Origin of the sequence: Streptomyces sp. NBC_00234 (assembly GCF_036195325.1) — a bacterium.
GTDB lineage: Bacteria > Actinomycetota > Actinomycetes > Streptomycetales > Streptomycetaceae > Streptomyces.
Genome location: NZ_CP108101.1, coordinates 6068904 through 6086904, shown reverse-complemented (window position 1 = coordinate 6086904; position 18001 = coordinate 6068904). Strand labels below are relative to the sequence as shown.

At 70.2% G+C, this 18001-nt stretch carries 13 protein-coding genes; 5 read left to right on the top strand and 8 right to left on the bottom strand.

The window, feature by feature from the left end:
* Positions 1-14: 14 nt before the first annotated feature.
* Positions 15-1379, bottom strand: a complete 1365-nt coding sequence (locus OG230_RS26795; protein ID WP_328906271.1) for a M16 family metallopeptidase — start codon at positions 1377-1379, stop codon at positions 15-17.
* 249 nt (positions 1380-1628) lie between these two features.
* On the opposite strand from OG230_RS26795, the gene OG230_RS26790 reads away from it, so the two are divergent.
* Positions 1629-4079 (top strand): DNA gyrase/topoisomerase IV subunit A, encoded by a 2451-nt coding sequence (locus tag OG230_RS26790; protein ID WP_328906270.1) that lies wholly within the window; start codon positions 1629-1631, stop codon positions 4077-4079.
* A 24-nt stretch (positions 4080-4103) separates the two neighbouring features.
* On the opposite strand, the gene OG230_RS26785 is transcribed toward OG230_RS26790, so the two are convergent.
* Positions 4104-5210 (bottom strand): CobW family GTP-binding protein, encoded by a 1107-nt coding sequence (locus OG230_RS26785; protein WP_328906269.1) that lies wholly within the window; start codon positions 5208-5210, stop codon positions 4104-4106.
* A gap of 22 nt (positions 5211-5232) precedes the next feature.
* Positions 5233-6396, bottom strand: a complete 1164-nt coding sequence (locus OG230_RS26780) for a citrate synthase/methylcitrate synthase (RefSeq protein ID WP_328906268.1) — start codon at positions 6394-6396, stop codon at positions 5233-5235.
* 121 nt (positions 6397-6517) lie between these two features.
* Between OG230_RS26780 and OG230_RS26775 the strand changes: the two genes are divergently transcribed.
* From OG230_RS26775 to OG230_RS26765, 3 genes are all read left to right on the top strand, one after another.
* The gene (locus tag OG230_RS26775; RefSeq protein ID WP_328906267.1) at positions 6518-7807 is read left to right on the top strand and encodes a citrate synthase; all 1290 of its coding nucleotides are present in this window, start codon (positions 6518-6520) and stop codon (positions 7805-7807) included.
* A 72-nt stretch (positions 7808-7879) separates the two neighbouring features.
* Complete coding sequence (locus OG230_RS26770) at positions 7880-9550, top strand: sensor histidine kinase (protein WP_328906266.1); 1671 nt, start codon at positions 7880-7882, stop codon at positions 9548-9550.
* Complete coding sequence (locus OG230_RS26765; protein ID WP_328906265.1) at positions 9547-10224, top strand: DUF7342 family protein; 678 nt, start codon at positions 9547-9549, stop codon at positions 10222-10224. The genes OG230_RS26770 and OG230_RS26765 overlap by 4 nt, the downstream gene beginning before the upstream one ends.
* A gap of 13 nt (positions 10225-10237) precedes the next feature.
* Here OG230_RS26765 and OG230_RS26760 read toward each other — a convergent pair whose 3' ends face one another.
* The 3 genes from OG230_RS26760 to OG230_RS26750 all read right to left on the bottom strand — a co-directional run bounded on the left by OG230_RS26760 (position 10238) and on the right by OG230_RS26750 (position 14661).
* Complete coding sequence (locus tag OG230_RS26760; RefSeq protein WP_328906264.1) at positions 10238-11845, bottom strand: solute symporter family protein; 1608 nt, start codon at positions 11843-11845, stop codon at positions 10238-10240.
* Entirely contained in the window at positions 11842-12285 is a 444-nt protein-coding gene (locus OG230_RS26755) for a DUF485 domain-containing protein (RefSeq protein WP_328911547.1), read from the bottom strand. The genes OG230_RS26760 and OG230_RS26755 overlap by 4 nt, the downstream gene beginning before the upstream one ends.
* A gap of 243 nt (positions 12286-12528) precedes the next feature.
* Positions 12529-14661 (bottom strand): DNA gyrase/topoisomerase IV subunit B, encoded by a 2133-nt coding sequence (locus OG230_RS26750; protein WP_328906263.1) that lies wholly within the window; start codon positions 14659-14661, stop codon positions 12529-12531.
* Positions 14662-15099: 438 nt separating this feature from the next.
* On the opposite strand from OG230_RS26750, the gene OG230_RS26745 reads away from it, so the two are divergent.
* On the top strand, positions 15100-15333 hold the full coding sequence (locus OG230_RS26745) for a DUF7455 domain-containing protein (RefSeq protein ID WP_014153643.1): 234 nt from the start codon (positions 15100-15102) through the stop codon (positions 15331-15333).
* A gap of 107 nt (positions 15334-15440) precedes the next feature.
* Here OG230_RS26745 and OG230_RS26740 read toward each other — a convergent pair whose 3' ends face one another.
* Positions 15441-16271, bottom strand: coding sequence for a serine protease (locus tag OG230_RS26740; protein WP_328906262.1), 831 nt, complete (start codon positions 16269-16271; stop codon positions 15441-15443).
* A 133-nt stretch (positions 16272-16404) separates the two neighbouring features.
* Complete coding sequence (locus OG230_RS26735) at positions 16405-17952, bottom strand: RNA polymerase sigma factor (protein WP_328906261.1); 1548 nt, start codon at positions 17950-17952, stop codon at positions 16405-16407.
* Between the last annotated feature and the right edge of the window lie 49 nt (positions 17953-18001).

The following is an 18001-nucleotide window of genomic DNA, read 5'->3' as shown; positions in this document are numbered from 1 at the left end:
CACAGCGGCGTCGCTCACTGCTCCGCCCCCTCGTGCGTGTCGGTGCCGGCCTCGTCGGCATCGGCGTCGTCCGGCGATTCGAGCGGTTCGTAGACCAGTACCGCCCGGTTGTCGGGGCGCAGCCATGCCTTGGCGGCTTCCTGGACCTGCTCGGGGGTGACCTCCAGCACCCGCTGCACGGCCGTGAGGGCCAGCTGGGGGTCGCCGAACAGCACGGCGTACCGGCACAGTTCGTCGGCGCGGCCCTCGACCGTGCCGAGCCGGTCCAGCCACTCGCGCTCCAACTGCGCCTGGGCCCGCTCCATTTCCTCGGGCGTGGGGCCCTCGGCGGCGAACCTGGCCAGCTCCTCGTCGACCGCGGCCTCGATCTGCGGCACCTCGACACCACCGGACGTCTTGACGTCCAGCCAGCCGAGCGAGGGCGCTCCGGACAGCCTCAGCAGCCCGAACCCGGCGGCCACCGCCGTACGGTCGCGGCGGACCAGCCGGTTGTGCAGGCGGGAGGACTCGCCGCCGCCGAGCACGGTCAGTGCCAGGTCCGCCGCGTCGCACTCCGGCAGGCCGTCGTGCGGCAGCCGGTAGGCGGCCATCAGCGCGCGCGCCGGGACCTCCGCGTGGACCACTTCGCGCAGCTGCTCACCGATGATCCCGGGCAGACTGCCGTCGCGCGGCGGCTGCTTCCCGTCGTGGGACGGGATGGAACCGAAGTACTTCTCGACCCAGGCGAGGGTCTCCTCCGGGTCGATGTCACCGACCACCGAGAGCACCGCGTTGTTGGGCGCGTAGTACGTACGGAAGAACGTACGCGCGTCCTCCAGGGTCGCGGCGTCCAGGTCGGCCATCGAGCCGATCGGGGTGTGGTGGTACGGGTGGCCCTCCGGGTAGGCGAGAGCCGTCAGCTTCTCGAAGGCCGTGCCGTACGGAACGTTGTCGTACCGCTGGCGACGCTCGTTCTTCACGACGTCGCGCTGGTTCTCCATGGACTCCTCGTCGAGCGCGGCGAGGAGCGAGCCCATGCGGTCGGCCTCCAGCCAGAGCGCGAGCTCCAGCTGGTGCGTGGGCATGACCTCGAAGTAGTTGGTCCGCTCGAAACTGGTCGTGCCGTTCAGCGAACCGCCGGCTCCCTGTACGAGCTCGAAGTGCCCGTTCCCCTTGACCTGGCCCGAGCCCTGGAACATCAGGTGCTCGAAGAGGTGAGCCAGGCCGGTACGCCCCTTGACCTCGTGGCGCGAACCGACGTCGTACCAGAGACAGACCGCGGCGACCGGGGTCAGATGGTCCTCGGAGAGCACCACACGCAGGCCGTTGGCCAGGCGGTGCTCGGTCGCTGTTCTGCCGCCGGAGCCGGCCTGAGCTGTGGCCGTGTGACCCATGGGCATGTACGTCCCTTCGATCGCGATACAGGTTTTCCTGCCAGACCTGCCACTCTAAGCAAGCGCACCGGCACCTGGCGAAGTTCCCGATCCGTGGATGTTGTCGTAGATGCTGCCGTAAACGGACCCCTCCGCGGGGCCCGCAGGACCGCTACGGACGGGTCGAGGTCGGCGTTGTCAGTGCGGCGGTCCACAATGGTCCGCGTCAGAACCTGAGGTTGCCCGAACAGAATCCGTGAAGGAGTCGCAGCAGCGATGGCCCGCCGCAGCACGAAGACCCCGCCGCCGGACGACTTCGAGGAGAGGATCCTCGATATCGACGTCGTCGACGAAATGCAGGGCTCCTTCCTCGAGTACGCCTACTCGGTGATCTACTCCAGGGCCCTGCCCGACGCCCGCGACGGCATGAAGCCGGTGCACCGCCGCATCGTGTCCCAGATGAACGAGATGGGGCTGCGCCCCGACCGCGGCTACGTGAAGTGCGCCCGTGTCGTCGGCGAAGTCATGGGCAAGCTGCACCCGCACGGCGACGCGTCGATCTACGACGCGCTGGTGCGTATGGCGCAGCCGTTCTCGATGCGCCTGCCGCTCGTCGACGGACACGGCAACTTCGGCTCGCTCGGCAACGACGACCCGCCGGCCGCCATGCGGTACACCGAGTGCCGGATGGCCGACGCCACGTCGCTGATGACGGAGTCGATCGACGAGGACACCGTCGACTACCAGTCGAACTACGACGGCCAGGAGCGGGAGCCGGTCGTTCTCCCCGCGGCCTACCCGAACCTCCTGGTCAACGGCACGACCGGGATCGCGGTCGGCATGGCGACCAACATGCCGCCGCACAACCTGGGCGAGGTCATCGCCGCCGCCCGCCACCTCATCAGGCACCCGGGCGCGGACCTGGAGACCCTGATGCGGTTCGTCCCGGGTCCGGACCTGCCGACCGGTGGCCGGATCGTCGGCCTCGGCGGGATCAAGGACGCCTACGCGGCAGGCCGCGGCACGTTCAAGATCCGCGCCACGGTCGCCGTGGAGGACGTGACGGCCCGCCGCAAGGGCCTCGTCGTCACCGAACTGCCCTTCACCGTCGGCCCGGAGAAGGTGATCGCCAAGATCAAGGACCTGGTCTCGGCGAAGAAGCTCCAGGGCATCGCGGACGTCAAGGACCTCACCGACCGCTCGCACGGCCTGCGTCTGGTCATCGAGGTCAAGAACGGCTTCGTGCCGGAGGCGGTGCTCGAACAGCTCTACAAGCTGACGCCGATGGAGGAGTCCTTCGGCATCAACAACGTGGCGCTGGTCGACGGCCAGCCGCTCACCCTGGGGCTCAAGGAGCTCCTGGAGGTCTACCTCGACCACCGCTTCGAGGTGGTGCGCCGACGCAGCGAGTTCCGCCGCACCAAGCGCCGCGACCGGCTTCACCTGGTCGAGGGACTGCTCGTCGCGCTGGTCGACATCGACGAGGTCATCCGTCTCATCCGGGACAGTGACAACTCGGCGCAGGCGAAGGAGCGGCTCATGGAGCGCTTCTCGCTGAGCGAGATCCAGACGCAGTACATCCTGGACACCCCCCTGCGCAGGCTCACCCGGTTCGACCGGATCGAGCTGGAGAGCGAGCGCGACCGGCTCAACGCCGAGATCGAGCAGCTGTCCGCGATCCTCGACTCGGACGCGGAGCTGCGCAAGCTCGTCTCCGGCGAACTGGCCGCGGTGGCGAAGAAGTTCGGCACGGACCGCCGCACGGTGCTTCTGGAGTCTGCGGGTTCGCAGGTCGCTTCGGTGCCGCTGGAGGTCGCGGACGACCCGTGCCAGGTGCTGCTCTCCTCCACCGGACTGCTCGCCCGTACGGCCAACGCCGACCCGATCGTCATCGGCGAGGACGCGAAGCGCACCAAGCACGACGTGATCGTGTCGGCCGTCCCCGCGACGGCGCGCGGCGACGTGGGCGCGGTCACCTCGACCGGCCGGCTGCTGCGGCTGGCGGTGATCGATCTGCCGCGGCTCCCGGACACGCATGCGGCCCCCAACCTGTCGGGAGGGGCGCCGGTCTCGGAGTTCCTCTCGCTGGAGACGGACGAGGAGCTGATCTGTCTCACCACGCTGGACGAGGCGTCGCCCGGTCTGGCGATCGGCACCCTGCAGGGGGTGGTGAAACGCGTGGTGCCCGACTACCCGGCCAACAAGGACGAGTTGGAGGTCATCACGCTCAAGGACGGTGACCGGATCGTCGGAGCGGCCGAGCTGCGTACGGGTGAGGAGGACCTGGTCTTCATCACGTCCGATGCCCAGCTGCTGCGCTATCCGGCGGCTCAGGTGCGGCCCCAGGGCCGCCCGGCCGGCGGGATGGCGGGCGTCAAGCTCGCGGCGGGGGCCGAGGTGCTCTCGTTCACCGCGGTGGACCCGGCGGCGGACGCGGTGGTGTTCACGGTGGCGGGCTCGCACGGCACGCTGGACGACTCCGAGCTGACGTCGAAGCTCACCCCGTTCGATCAGTACCCGCGCAAGGGCCGGGCCACCGGCGGCGTGCGCTGCCAGCGCTTCCTCAAGGGCGAGGACGTCCTCGTCTTCGCCTGGGCGGGCGCGGTCCCGGCCCGGGCGGCGCAGAAGAACGGAACACCGGCGCAGCTGCCCGAACCGGACCCGCGCCGTGACGGCTCGGGCACCCCGCTGGCAAGCCCTGTCGCGGTGATCGCCGGCCCCGTGTAGGCGGAGGCCGGACGACGGCAGGTCCTAGGGAGTGTCGTCGTCCGGCTGTCGCACGTACCGCAGGACGCCCCACATGCTCCGCTCCGGATCATGGGTGGCGTCCTGCGCGGCATCCCCCTCCGCTGCGGGCGCGTCGCTCGCGCGGCAGTCGGAGAGTTCCTTGTGCAGCGCCTCCGCGTCGATACCCGAACCGATCAGCACGAGTTGGCTGAGCCGCCCCTCGTCCCGCCCCCACGGCTGCGGAACGAAGCGCAGGAAGCGGCCGACCGCGTGCAGGGCGTACCGGTTGTCCGGGTCCCCCGCGCCGAAATCGGCGAAGCCCTTGATCCGGTAGAGCCCCTCGGGCCTGGAATCGAGAAAGCTCATCAGACGGCGGGGGTCCAGAGGGACGTCGGCGGTGAAGGAGACGCTCTCGTACGCCGTGTGGAGATGCCCCGTGTGCTCCTCCCCGGCCTGCGCCTCCCGCTCCTCCAGGAACAGGTCCTCGAAGGTGAGCTGACGGGCCTTCTCGTCCTCGTCGGGCCGCAGGACGGGGTCGAAGAGCAGTCCGGGATCGATCCGTCCGTACGCGGCGGAGACGACGGCCGCCCGGCTGCCCGCCGCGGCGACGGCCTCGCGCAGCCTCGCGTGTTCCGCGTCGCCCACCCGGTCCGTCTTGTTCAGCACGACGAGGTCGGCGACCGCGAGATGGCGGTCGATCTCCGGATGGCGGTCCCGGGTGCGGTCGAATTCGGCCGCGTCGACGACCTCGACCAGTCCCCCGTACCGGATGCGCGGGTTGTCGCTGGCCAGGAGCATGCGGACGAGCTCCTGGGGTTCGGCGAGACCGCTCGCCTCGATGACGATCACATCGAGGCGGGCGGCGGGCCTGGCCAGGGTGTCCAGGTAGGTGTCGAGTTCGCTCGCGTCGACGGCGCAGCACAGACAGCCGTTGCCCAGCGAGACCGTCGAGCCGACCTGCCCCGCGACGGTCATGGCGTCGATCTCGATGGCACCGAAGTCATTGACGACGACACCGATCCGGTTGCCCGCGCGGTGCTGGAGGAGGTGGTTGAGCAGTGTCGTCTTTCCGGAGCCCAGGAAGCCCGCCAGGACGATGACCGGGATCTGCGGGGTGCGGGGCGGGGTCAACGAGGGCCTTTCTCGTGGTCGGTCAGGGTGCCGGGACCGGCTGGGGCGGCGGCGTGCCGATGTAGCGGGCCGCCGGGCGGATGATCTTCGAGTCCTCCGCCTGCTCCAGGATATTGGCGCTCCAGCCGATCACCCGCGCCGCGCAGAAGGTGGGGGTGAACATCTCGCGCGGGAGTCCGCAGAGCTCCATGACGACTCCCGCGTAGAACTCCACGTTGGTGTGCAGCTCGCGCCCCGGCTTGAGTTCGGCGAGGATCGCCTCCACCTGGCGTTCGACCTCGACCGCGAAGTCGACGAGCGGTCCGCCGAAGCTCCGGGCGACGGAGCGCAGCATCCGGGAACGCGGGTCCTCCGTGCGGTACACGGGATGCCCGAAGCCCATGATCCGCTCGCCCGCGAGGACCCGCTCCCGGATCCAGCCGTCGACGCGGTCGGGGGTACCGATCGCGTCCAGCGTGTCCAGGGCGCGGCTGGGGGCGCCGCCGTGCAGCGGTCCGGAGAGCGCGCCGACCGAGGCGACGAGGCAGGCGGCCACGTCGGCGCCGGTGGAGGCGACGACACGGCCGGTGAACGTCGAGGCGTTGAAGCCGTGGTCGATGGTGGAGATGAGGTACTGCTCGACGGCCCTGACCCGGGCGGCCTCCGGCTCCGAGCCGGTGAGCATGTACAGGTAGTTCGCGGCGTACGGCAGGTCGTCGCGCGGCTCGACCGGTTCGAGTCCCTGGCCGAGCCGGTACAGGGCGGTGAGCACGGTCGGGACGGCGGCGCAGGCCGCGAGGGCGTCGTCGCGGCGGCGCTCGGCGTCGAGGTCGTACACCGGGCGGAATCCGGCTGAGGCTCCGAGCAGCGAGAGGGCCGTGCGCAGCCCGGCGAGCGGGCCGGACACGGCGCCCGCGCGGGCGATGGCGGGCAGGGCCTGCGTGACCTCGTCGGGCAGGTGGCGCAGCGCCGCCGTACGGGCCGTGAAGCCGTCACGGGCGGCCGGGCCGGGCAGCTCGCCGTGGAACATCAGGTACCAGACGTCCTCGAAGCTGCGCTTCTGTGCCAGCTCGATCGCCGAGTACTGCCGGTAGTGGTAGAAGCCCTCGCGCCCCCGGACGTCACCGAGGGCGGTATCGGTGACGACGACGCCCGCGAGGCCGCGGGGTACGTCGAGCGGTGCGGTGTCAGTGGTCGTGGCAGACATGTCGGGGCCCTCTTCCGTGATCCGTGCGCATTCCATGTATTGATTCGACTGTCCATGCTTGACTCGAATCCTGTCAATATTGATTGAATCAATGCACGCCTCGATGGATACGGTGGGCACCATGACGGATCAAGCAGCGCAGCACTCCGGCACGGGAGACGCGGCGGAGGGCCCACGGCTCACGACGCGGGAGACGGCGGAGCTGCTGGGCGTGAAGCCCGAAACCGTGTACGCCTACGTCAGCCGGGGCCAGCTGAGCAGCAGGCGCGCCCCCGGGGGACGCGGCAGCACGTTCGACGCCGCCGAGGTCGCGGCGCTGGTCAGGCGTACGGGGCGGAGGGACCCCGCACCCGCCCAGGGCGACCTCGTCTTCCGTACCGGCATCACGTTCATCGACCGCGACCGGTACTACTTCCGGGGTGTGGACGCGACGGAGCTGGCCCGTCACCACAGCTACGAGGAAGTCGCCGAGTGGGTCTGGACCGGCGAGATCCGGCCGGGCGTCCGCTTCACCGCGCCCCCGGAATCCCTCGCGGCAGCACGGCGCGCCATCGACGCGCTGCCCGCGCACAGCGGCTCCACGGACCGCCTGCGGGTCGCGCTCGTCGCCGCGGCAGCCGCCGACCCCCTGCGCTTCGACCTCAGCTCACGCGGCGTCCTCAACAGCGCGCGCGGCATGATCCCCACCCTGGTGGGCGCACTGCCGATGGCCGGAGGACGGGAACTCCCCGCCGACGGAGACAGCGGGAACGGCGCGGGCATCGCCCGTCAGCTGTGGCCGAGGCTCACCGCACAGCCGGCCGACGCCGCCTCGCTCACCGTCCTGGACACCGCCCTAGCCCTGCTGACCGACCACGACCTGGCGGCCTCGACCCTGGCCGCCCGGGTCGCCGCCTCCGCCCACGCCCATCCGTACGCGGTGGTCTCCGCGGGCCTCGGCGTCCTGGAAGGACCGCTGCACGGCGCCGCGAGCGGCCTGGCCCACCGCATGCTGGCCGAGGTCGTGGACCGGGGCGGAGCGGCCCCCGTGGTCGCCGACCATCTCCGTACCGGCCGCCCGGTACCGGGCCTGGGCCACCGTCTCTACACCGGCGAGGACCCCAGGGCGACGGCCCTCTTCGCCCTGCTCGCCGAGGTGCCGCAAGCGGCCCCCGTGCTGGCGGCGGCCCGCGACGTCGTCGCCACCACCGCCCGCCACACCCCCCTGCACGCCAACATCGACCTGGCGCTCGCGGTCCTCTCGGTCGCGCGCGGCATGCCCGCGGAAGCGGGCGAGACGGTGTTCGCGGTGTCCCGCACGGCGGGCTGGATCGCCCACGCCCTGGAGGAGTACGCGGAGCGTCCGCTGCGCCTGCGGCCCATCGGGCAGTACGAGGGCCCCCGCCCGCCGCGGCCCCTGCCCGCCGGGTAGCCGGTCCACCGGCCGGGATTCCGGAGAGGCGAGATTTCGGAAAGGGCCGGGAGGCCCTTTACCGTTCGTACGGTGAACGCCCCGCCGAACGCCGCACGGGGACCCCGCCGGCTCGGCTGGCCGAAACGGGTCTTCTCCCAGGTCCTCCTGATCCAGCTGACCATCATCACCGGAGTCACGGTGCTGGTCACCGGTCTCTTCCTGGCGCCCCTCAGCGCCCAGCTCGACGACCAGGCGATGCGCCGCGCCCTCGCCATAGCCCAGAGCACCGCCGCCCAGTCCGGGATCACCACGTCCCTGCTGGCCACGGAGCCGACCCCGGGCGGCCCCGTGCAGACAGCGGCCGAACGGATCAGGAAGGCCACCGGCGCGGAGTACGTCGTGGTGATGGACCGGCGGGGGGTGCGCTGGTCGCACACGGACAGCCGGCAGATCGGCAGGGTCGTGTCCACGGACCCCAGCGAGGCACTCGCGGGCCGGAACGTGATGGAGATCGACAGCGGTACGCTCGGCCGCTCGGCCCGCGGCAAGGTTCCGCTCCACGACGCGTCCGACCGGATCGTGGGGGCGGTCTCCGTCGGTATCGCCTACGACAGCGTCCGCGCCCGGCTGCTGGCGACGATTCCCGGGCTGCTCGCCTATGCGGGCGGAGCGCTGGCCGTCGGTGCCCTCGCCGCGTATCTGATCTCCCGCCGACTCCAGCGGCAGACCCACGACCTGGCCTTCTCCGACATCTCGGCGCTGCTCACCGAGCGCGAGGCGATGCTCCACAGCATTCGCGAAGGCGTCGTCGCCCTCGACAGGACCGGACGCATCCGGCTGCTGAACGACGAGGCCCAGCGCCTGCTCGGCCTCGGCCCGGACGCCGCGGGCCGCCCGCTGGACGAGGCACTGGGCGAGGGCCGGACGGCGGACGTGCTGGCCGGACGGGTGGTCGGCGACGACCTGCTGACCGTCCGCGGCAACCGGGTCCTGCTGGCCAACCGGATGCCGACCGACGACGGCGGCGCCGTGGCCACCCTCCGCGACCGCACGGAACTGGAACACCTGGGCCGCGAGCTCGACTCCACCCGCGGTCTGATCGACGCGCTCCGCGCCCAGGACCACGAGCACGCCAACCGGCTGCACACCCTCCTGGGTCTGCTGGAGCTGGAGATGCACGACGACGCGATGGAGTTCGTCACCGAGGTCGTCGGCGTCCACCGCGCGACCGCGGAACAGGTCACCGAGCGGGTCCACGACCCGCTGCTGGCCGCACTCCTGGTCGGCAAGGCCACGGTGTCCGCCGAACGCGGGGTCTCGCTGCGCATGGCCCCCGGCACCCTGCTCCCGGACCGGCTCGTGGACCCGCGCGGCCTGGTCACGGTCGTCGGCAACCTCGTCGACAACGCGCTGGACGCGGCGGCCGGGTCGGCGGACGCCCTCGTCGAGGTGGGGCTGTGGGCGGAGGGGCCTACGGTGATTCTCCGGGTGCGGGACAGCGGCGCCGGCGTACCGGCAGACCAGCGTGAATCGATCTTCACGGAGGGCTGGTCCACCAAGGAGCTCCCGGCGCACGGAAAACGCGGACTCGGGCTCGCGCTGGTACGACGGCTGGCGGAGCGCCAGGGCGGAAGCGCGGCCGTCGCCACGGCCGCGGAAGGCGGGGCGGTGTTCACCGTGGTCCTCCCCGAGGCCCTGCACGAGCCCGGGGCCCCGGACGCTCCGGTCACCCCCCTCGCTGCGACGGAAGAGGCCCCGTGATCGAGGTGCTGATCGTCGACGACGACGTCCGCGTCGCGCAGATCAACGCGGCGTACGTCTCCAAGGTGCCCGGCTTCCGGGTGGCCGCGCAGGCCCACACCGCGGCCGAGGCACTCGCCAGGCTCGCGGAGACGCCCGTCGACCTCGTCCTGCTCGACCACTACCTCCCCGACCGCAACGGCCTCTCCGTGGTCCGGGAACTCCGCGCGCTCGGCCACCACACGGACGTGATCATGGTGACCGCGGCCCGCGATGTGGCCACCGTGCAGGCCGCCATGCGGCACGGCGCGCTCCAGTACCTGGTGAAGCCGTTCACCTACGCGGGCCTGCGCACCAAACTGGAGGCGTACGCGGCCCTGCACCACACGCTGGAAAGCGGCGGCGAGGCCGAACAGGCCGAGGTGGACCGGCTTTTCGGCGCCCTGTGGACCGTCGGCGAGCCCGACCTCCCCAAGGGACATTCACCGACCACCGCGGAACTCGTACGGCAGGCGCTGCGCACCGCCGACCGGCCGCTCTCCGCGCAGGAGATCGCGGAGAGCGCCGGGATGAGCAGGCAGACCGCACAGCGCTATCTGAAGCTGCTGGAGCGCACCGGGCGGGTCCGCCTGTCCCTGCGGTACGGCGAGACGGGCCGCCCGGAACACCGCTACACCTGGGCCACGGGCAGCTGACCCGGCCTCTCGTTCACACCGCTCCCGCCCCGGTCAGCGAGCGGACCTCGGTCTCCGCGTGCTTCGCCTCGTCGGGCGGTTCCGGCGAGGTCACCGTGCCCAGCCAGCCGGCCAGGAACCCCAGCGGAATGGAGACGAGTCCGGGATTCTCCAGGGGGAAGAGCTGGAAGTCCACGCCCGGGAACAGCGAGGCGGGGCTGCCCGAGACGACCGGTGAGAGCAGGACGAGCAGGATGGCGGGGATCAGCCCGCCGTAGACCGCCCAGACGGCTCCGCGGGTGGTGAAGTTCCGCCAGAACAGCGAGTAGAGCAGGGCCGGCAGATTGGCCGAAGCCGCCACGGCGAAGGCGAGTCCGACCAGGAACGCGACGTTCAGGTCCTGGGCGAGGAGCCCCAGCGCGATGGCGACCACCCCGACCCCCGCGGCGGCGACCCGTGCGACCGCGACCTCGCTGTGCTGCCGGGCGCCGGGACGCCTGAGCGAGGCGTAGAGGTCGTGCGCCACGGACGCCGACGAGGCCAGCGTGATCCCGGCGACGACCGCCAGGATGGTCGCGAAGGCGATGGCTGCGACCACGGCGAAGAGAACCGTTCCGCCGGTGGAGCCCTCACCGCCGCCGAGCACCAGGGCCAGCAACGGGACGGCCGTGTTCCCCGAGGCGTTCGACGCCCGTACGTCCGCCGGGCCGACCAGCGCCGCCGCGCCGAACCCGAGCACGATCGTCATCAGATAGAAGCTGCCGATGAGCCCGATGGACCAGACGACGGAGCGGCGGGCTGCCCGGGCCGTGGGCACGGTGTAGAAGCGCGAGAGGATGTGCGGCAGCCCGGCCGTACCCAGCACCAGGGCCAGGCCCAGGCTGATGAAGTCGAACCGGGCCGTCCAGCTGCCGCCGTACCGGAGTCCGGGGGCGAGGAAGTCCTTGCCGTGGCCGCTGCGTTCGGCGGCGGAGTTGAGCAGCGCGTTGACGTTGCCGTGGAAGTGCACCAGGACGAGCACCGTGAGCGCGACCGCACCCGCCATGAGCAGGACGGCCTTGACGATCTGGATCCAGGTGGTGGCCCGCATGCCGCCCAGCGACACGTAGATCACCATCAGCGCCCCGACCCCCACGACGGTCCAGGAGCGTGCGGCATCGCTCGTACCGCCGAGGAGCAGCGCCACGAGACTGCCGGCGCCCACCATCTGCGCCACCAGGTAGAGCACGGAGACGGTGACGGACGAGGCACCCACCGCCGTGCGTACGGGCCGCTCCGCCATGCGTGCGGCGACCACATCGGCGAGGGTGAACCGGCCGCAGTTGCGCACGAGTTCGGCAACGAGGAGCAGGACGACCAGCCAGGCCACGAGGAAGCCGACCGAGTAGAGCATGCCGTCGTAGCCGAAGAGGGCGATCAGCCCGGAGATACCGAGGAAGGACGCCGCCGACATGTAGTCGCCCGCGATGGCGAATCCGTTCTCCATGGGCGAGAACAGCCGCCCGCCCGCGTAGAACTCCTCCGGCGAGCCCTGCCGGTTCCGGCCCACCCAGGTGGTGATGCCGAGCGTCACCGCGATGAACGCGCTGAACAGCAGGAGCGCCAGCGTCTGGTGGTCCCCGCCCCACTCGTCCGCGCTCAACGCCCGATCCCTCTCGTCATCTCCTGGGTGTCCCACCGCAGATCGAGCGCCGCCCGGTCCCTGCGCAGCCGCGCGTGGCGCGCGTACGCCCAGGTCAGGAGGAAGGTGGTGAGGAACTGCCCGAGCCCGGCGACCATCGCGACGTTGACGGCGCCGGCCACCGGACGGGCCATCAGTTCGTGTGCCGTCGTGGCCGCGACGACGTAGGCGACGTACCAGAGGAGGAAGGCCACCGCCGCCGGGACCACGAAGCGCCGGTACCTGCGGCGCACTTCGCGGAACGCCTCGCTGCGCTGCACTTCCAGGTAGATGTCCGCCGCGCTGTGGCCCTGCTGCGGCAGTGCGGGCCCGGACGGCCCCTCGGGCACACCGCTGCCCGTACCGTCCAGCTCGCCCCAGCCCGGGGGCGGCTCGTCGTACCACGGGTCGTCCAGCCGCACCGCTGCGGCCTCGAACCCTGCTTCCTTCTCCACCGAACTACTCCCTTGTCCACGGACCTTTTCGGCCGCGTAGCCAAGAATGGGCAGATCGGGAAGATCCCGGGCACTTCATTCGCCGGGCTTCACCTCTTCAGGTGACGTACCGCCTGGTCGGTTGTGCGATGACCCGATGGTGCGTGTACCGCATGCGTCAGGGGCCCTCCCTGGTGCGGGAGGACCCCTGTCGCGGTGAGCGGTGAGCGGTCAGGCGTCGATGCGCGACCGGTCGAGCGTGGCGGCCGAGCTGGTGATGAACTCCTTGCGGGGCGCCACCTCGTTGCCCATCAGGAGATCGAACACCTGCTCGGAGGATTCGAGGTCGCCGATGTTGATCCGCCGCAGGGTGCGGTGCCGCGGGTCCATCGTGGTCTCCGCCAGCTGGTCCGCGTCCATCTCGCCGAGACCCTTGTAGCGCTGGATCGAGTCCTTGATCCGGACGTTCTTCCGCTGGAGCTCCAGCAGCGTCTGGCGCAGCTCGCCGTCGGAGTACGTGTAGACGTACTTGTCCTGGCCCTTCTTGGGCTGGACGAGCTCGATCCGGTGCAGCGGCGGCACGGCGGCGAAGACCCGCCCCGCCTCGACCATGGGCCGCATGTACCGCTGGAAGAGCGTGAGCAGCAGACACCGGATGTGGGCGCCGTCGACGTCGGCGTCCACCAGCAGGACGATCTTGCCGTAGCGGGCGGCGTCGATGTCGAAGGTCCGCCCGGACCCGGCCCCTATGACCTGGATGATGGCGCCGCACTCGGCGTTCTTGAGCATGTCCGAGACGGACGACTTCTGAACGTTGAGAATCTTGCCCCGGATCGGCAGCAGGGCCTGGAACTCGCTGTTCCGGGCCAGCTTGGCCGTACCGAGCGCCGAGTCGCCCTCCACGATGAAGAGCTCGCTGCGGCCCACGTCGTCGCTGCGGCAGTCGGCGAGCTTCGCGGGCAGCGAGGAGGACTCGAGCGCGGTCTTGCGACGCTGCGCGTCCTTGTGCTGACGGGCTGCGATGCGGGTGCGGGCCGCGGCCACCGCCTTGTCCAGCACGGCCCTGGCCTGCGCCTTGGCGTCACGCTTGGTGGAGGTCAGGAACGCCTTGAGCTCCCTGGCCACCACGGTGGAGACGATCCGGTTGGCCGCGGAGGTGCCGAGCACCTCCTTGGTCTGCCCCTCGAACTGCGGCTCCGCCAGTCGTACGGTGACGACCGCCGTGAGGCCCTCCAGGGCGTCGTCCTTGACGATGTCGTCCTCGGCGACGCGCAGCAGCTTGGCGGAGCGGAGCACCTCGTTGACCGTCTTGGTCACGGAGCGTTCGAATCCGGACACGTGCGTGCCGCCCTTGGGGGTGGCGATGATGTTGACGAAGGACTTGACGTTGGTGTCGTACCCGGTGCCCCAGCGCAGCGCGATGTCCACACCGAGCTCCCGGGTCACCTCGGTGGGCGTCATGTGACCGCGCTCGTCGAGAACCGGCACGGTCTCCTTGAAGGTGCCGGTGCCCGTCAGGCGCTGGATGTCGCAGACGGCCTTGTCCTGCGCCAGGTACTCACAGAATTCGCTGATTCCACCGTCGAAGCGGAACGTCTCTTCCGTCTTTCCCTCGCCGTCGATGCCCCGCTCGTCGCGGACGACGATGGTGAGCCCCGGGACGAGGAAGGCGGTCTGGCGGGCCCGCTGGTGGAGCGTCTCCAGGTTGAGCTTGGCGTCCTTGAGGAAGATCTGCCGGTCCGCCCAGTACCGCACCCGGGTACCGGTGCGGTTCTTCGGGACCCGCTTCCCCTTGCGCAGCCCGTTGGCCGGATCGAACGGGCTGTCCGGGCCCTGCTCGGTGAACATCCCGGGGACGCCGCGCCGGAAGCTGATCGAGTGGGTCGAGCTGTTCCTGTCGACCTCGACGTCCAGCCGGGCGGAGAGGGCGTTGACCACGGAGGCGCCCACGCCGTGCAGGCCGCCGGAGGCCGCGTACGAGCCGCCGCCGAACTTTCCGCCGGCGTGCAGCTTGGTCATGACGACCTCGATGCCGGAGAGCCCCGTCTTGGGCTCGACGTCGACCGGGATGCCGCGGCCGTTGTCCCGGACCTCGACGGAACCGTCGTCGTGGAGGATGACCTCGATGGCGTCGCAGTAGCCACCGAGGGCCTCGTCGACCGAGTTGTCGATGATTTCCCACACGCAGTGCATGAGACCGCGGCTGTCGGTGGACCCGATGTACATCCCCGGGCGCTTGCGAACCGCCTCAAGCCCCTCAAGGACCAGAAGGTGCCGCGCGGTGTAGTTGGAGCTGTCCCTGTCTACGACGCCGCCTGCTCCGGTCAGCAGCGCAGTGGACGGCACGGACGTATCGGCGGTCACGCGGTTCGCTCCTCGCTGAATTTCATTTGGGGCCCACTGGGTAACGGGCTCGACTTCGGTAGCCGCTGAGAGCCTACAGAGCCCTGGTAGAGCGGTTGTAACGCCACCCACGGGGAATCCTCATGCTAGTGCAGCGTCGCATACACGTTCGATCATTCGTTGGAGTGACGTGCACATCACGTTCCCTTCGAGGCATGAACCATTTAGGCTCCGGGCACGTCCTCATGAACAACCCGGCAAGCCGGCCGGGCGGACGGACCCACCAAGACAAGCAACGCGAAACCGTAGCGCTACGCAATACGGCACATTCGCCGCCAACCGGCAACAGACAGCCATCTCGAGAAGAAGTTTCGAAGAAAAGCCACGAGCGGGAACGTTTTCGGCCTGGTTGGATGTTGACCCTGGTACGACAGCTCGTCGAGCTAGAGAAGAGGCGACGTGACTACTGTTCTGACCCCCGCGAGCCCGCTGACCGCAGCAGACCGCTGTGACCGTTGCGGCGCCCAGGCATACCTGCGCGTCGTCCTGATCAGCGGCGGTGAACTGCTCTTCTGCGCCCACCACGGTCGCAAGTTCGAGCCGGAACTCAAGAAGATCGCCGCGGAAATACAGGATGAGACGGATCGGCTCACTGCCGTGCAGGCAAGTGCCGCCGACGAGGAACAACACTGACACCTCGCATCCACGACGAGCCAGGGTCCGGTTCCTGAATCGGCCGACGGGCGGCTTCCCCTGCCAGGGGGACGCCGCCCGTTCTCATGCCCTGTGAGTGATGCCCGTCAGGCCTGGCCGGCCATCCAGCCGATCGCCGCGGAGATCCGCGTGTAGACACCCGGGCTTCCCGCCTGCCCGCACCCGCTGCCCCAGGAGACCAGGCCGACAAGCCGCCCACGGGCCACCAGCGGCCCTCCACTGTCCCCCTGGCACGCATCGTGCCCGCCCTCGGGATCGCCCGCACAGAGCATCGTTGTGGCGTCGTACGTGCCGTCCAGGCCGCCCGGGTACGCCTGCTCGCACCTGGCGTCCGGCAGCACCTGCACCGGGGCCGCACGCAGGGCGAAGGCGTAGGTCCCGCTCCCGGTCGTGTCGCCCCACCCGTAGACCGCCGCGCGCGTGCCCGCCTCGTAGGCCGCGTCGCCCTCCTTCGCCATCCCGATCACGCTGCTCGTGGGCAGCTTCTCGGCGAGGGTGAGCACCGCGAGGTCGCCGGCGTTCAGGTCGGGGTCGTAACCGGGATTGATCCAGGCGTGACGCACGGCGATCTCCCGCCCTCCGGACCCGAGCAGCTCGTCCCGTCCGGCGATGACCCGGAGGTCGCGGATCTCGCTCACCTCGGCGCCGAGGACCTCGCGCCCGAGGCAGTGCGCCGCCGTGAGGACCTTGGACGGCGCGATCACCACGGCGCCGCAGAACTGACCGGCCCGGGTTCCTCCGAACCGGTCACGGCTGGACAGTGCCACGGCCCAGGGACTGTCCGCGACGTGCGCCGGTTCCCCACCGATGACGATGCTGTCCGCAGCCGCCTGGACGGGCGATCCCAGGGGCAGCACGGCGGCGGAAGCGGCCAGGGCGAGAGCCCCGGTCACGGCACGGAGGGCGGTACGGGGCATGGGGACTCCTGACTCTGGGTGAACGATGTCCACTCAGAGTCATCCAGCCCGCCCCGGGCCGCACGCGCGAAAAAGGCCGAGGGCCCGGCATCCCCCATGGGGTCCGGGCCCTCGGCCTGCGTACGCCTGCGACCTAGTCGAGGTAGTCGCGCAGCACCTGCGAACGCGACGGGTGACGCAGCTTCGACATGGTCTTCGACTCGATCTGACGGATGCGCTCACGCGTCACGCCGTAGACCTTGCCGATCTCGTCGAGCGTCTTCGGCTGACCGTCGGTGAGACCGAAGCGCATCGAGACCACGCCGGCCTCACGCTCGGAGAGCGTGTCGAGCACCGAGTGCAACTGCTCCTGGAGCAGCGTGAAGCTGACCGCGTCGGCCGGCACGACCGCCTCGGAGTCCTCGATCAGGTCTCCGAACTCGCTGTCGCCGTCCTCACCCAGCGGGGTGTGGAGGGAGATCGGCTCACGGCCGTACTTCTGGACCTCGATGACCTTTTCAGGGGTCATGTCGAGCTCCTTGGCCAGCTCCTCCGGGGTGGGCTCACGGCCCAGGTCCTGGAGCATCTGGCGCTGCACACGCGCGAGCTTGTTGATGACCTCGACCATGTGCACCGGGATACGGATGGTGCGGGCCTGGTCGGCCATGGCGCGGGTGATCGCCTGACGGATCCACCAGGTGGCGTACGTGGAGAACTTGTAGCCCTTGGTGTAGTCGAACTTCTCGACCGCGCGGATCAGACCCAGGTTGCCTTCCTGGATCAGGTCCAGGAAGAGCATGCCGCGGCCGGTGTAGCGCTTGGCCAGGGAGACCACGAGTCGGAGGTTGGCCTCCAGCAGGTGGTTCTTGGCGCGGCGGCCGTCCTCGGCGATGATCTCCAGCTCGCGCTTGAGCTTCGGCGCGAGCTTGTCGGAATTCGCCAGCTTGTCCTCGGCGAACAGGCCCGCCTCGATGCGCTTGGCGAGCTCGACCTCCTGCTCGGCGTTGAGGAGCGGGACCTTGCCGATCTGCTTCAGATAGTCCTTGACGGGGTCGGCCGTGGCGCCGGCGACGGCGACCTGCTGCGCAGGTGCGTCGTCCTCGTCGTCGTCGGAGAGGACGAAGCCCTTGTTCTCGCCCTCGCCCTCCTCTTCCTCGCCCTTGCCGGCCTTGACGTCCTCGGCCGACTCGTCGCCGTCGAGGAGCTCGTCGTCCTGCTTGCCGGACTTCTTCGCTGCTGTCTTCTTGGCTGCCGTCTTCTTCACGGCAGTCTTCTTGGCAACCGTCTTCTTGGCTGCCGCCTTCTTCGCGGGAGCGGTCGCGGTGGCGTCGTCGGCCGCCGCATCACCACTCTCGGCCGCCGGGGCGGCCGTGGCCGCGACGGTCCTCGTCACGGTCGTCTTGGCCGCGACAGTCTTGGTGGCGGTGCGCTTGACCGGGCTCTTCGCTGCGACGCTCTTGCGGGCGCGCTTCGGCGACTCCGCGGCACTGACCATCAGCGTCACACCCTCTTCCTCGAGGATCTGGTTGAGGCTGCGCAGAACATTCTTCCACTGGGTTGGCGGAATCTGGTCAGCCTCGAAGGCCCGACGCACGTCATCGCCGGCGATCTGCCCATCAGCCTTTCCCCGCTCGATGAGCGCCATCACAGACTCGGACTCGGCGATCTCCGGCGGGAGCGTACGGGATGTGCTGGCCGACACGAACAACCTCTCGGAACGATGGAAACGGCTTCCGGCCCGGCCCCTGAGA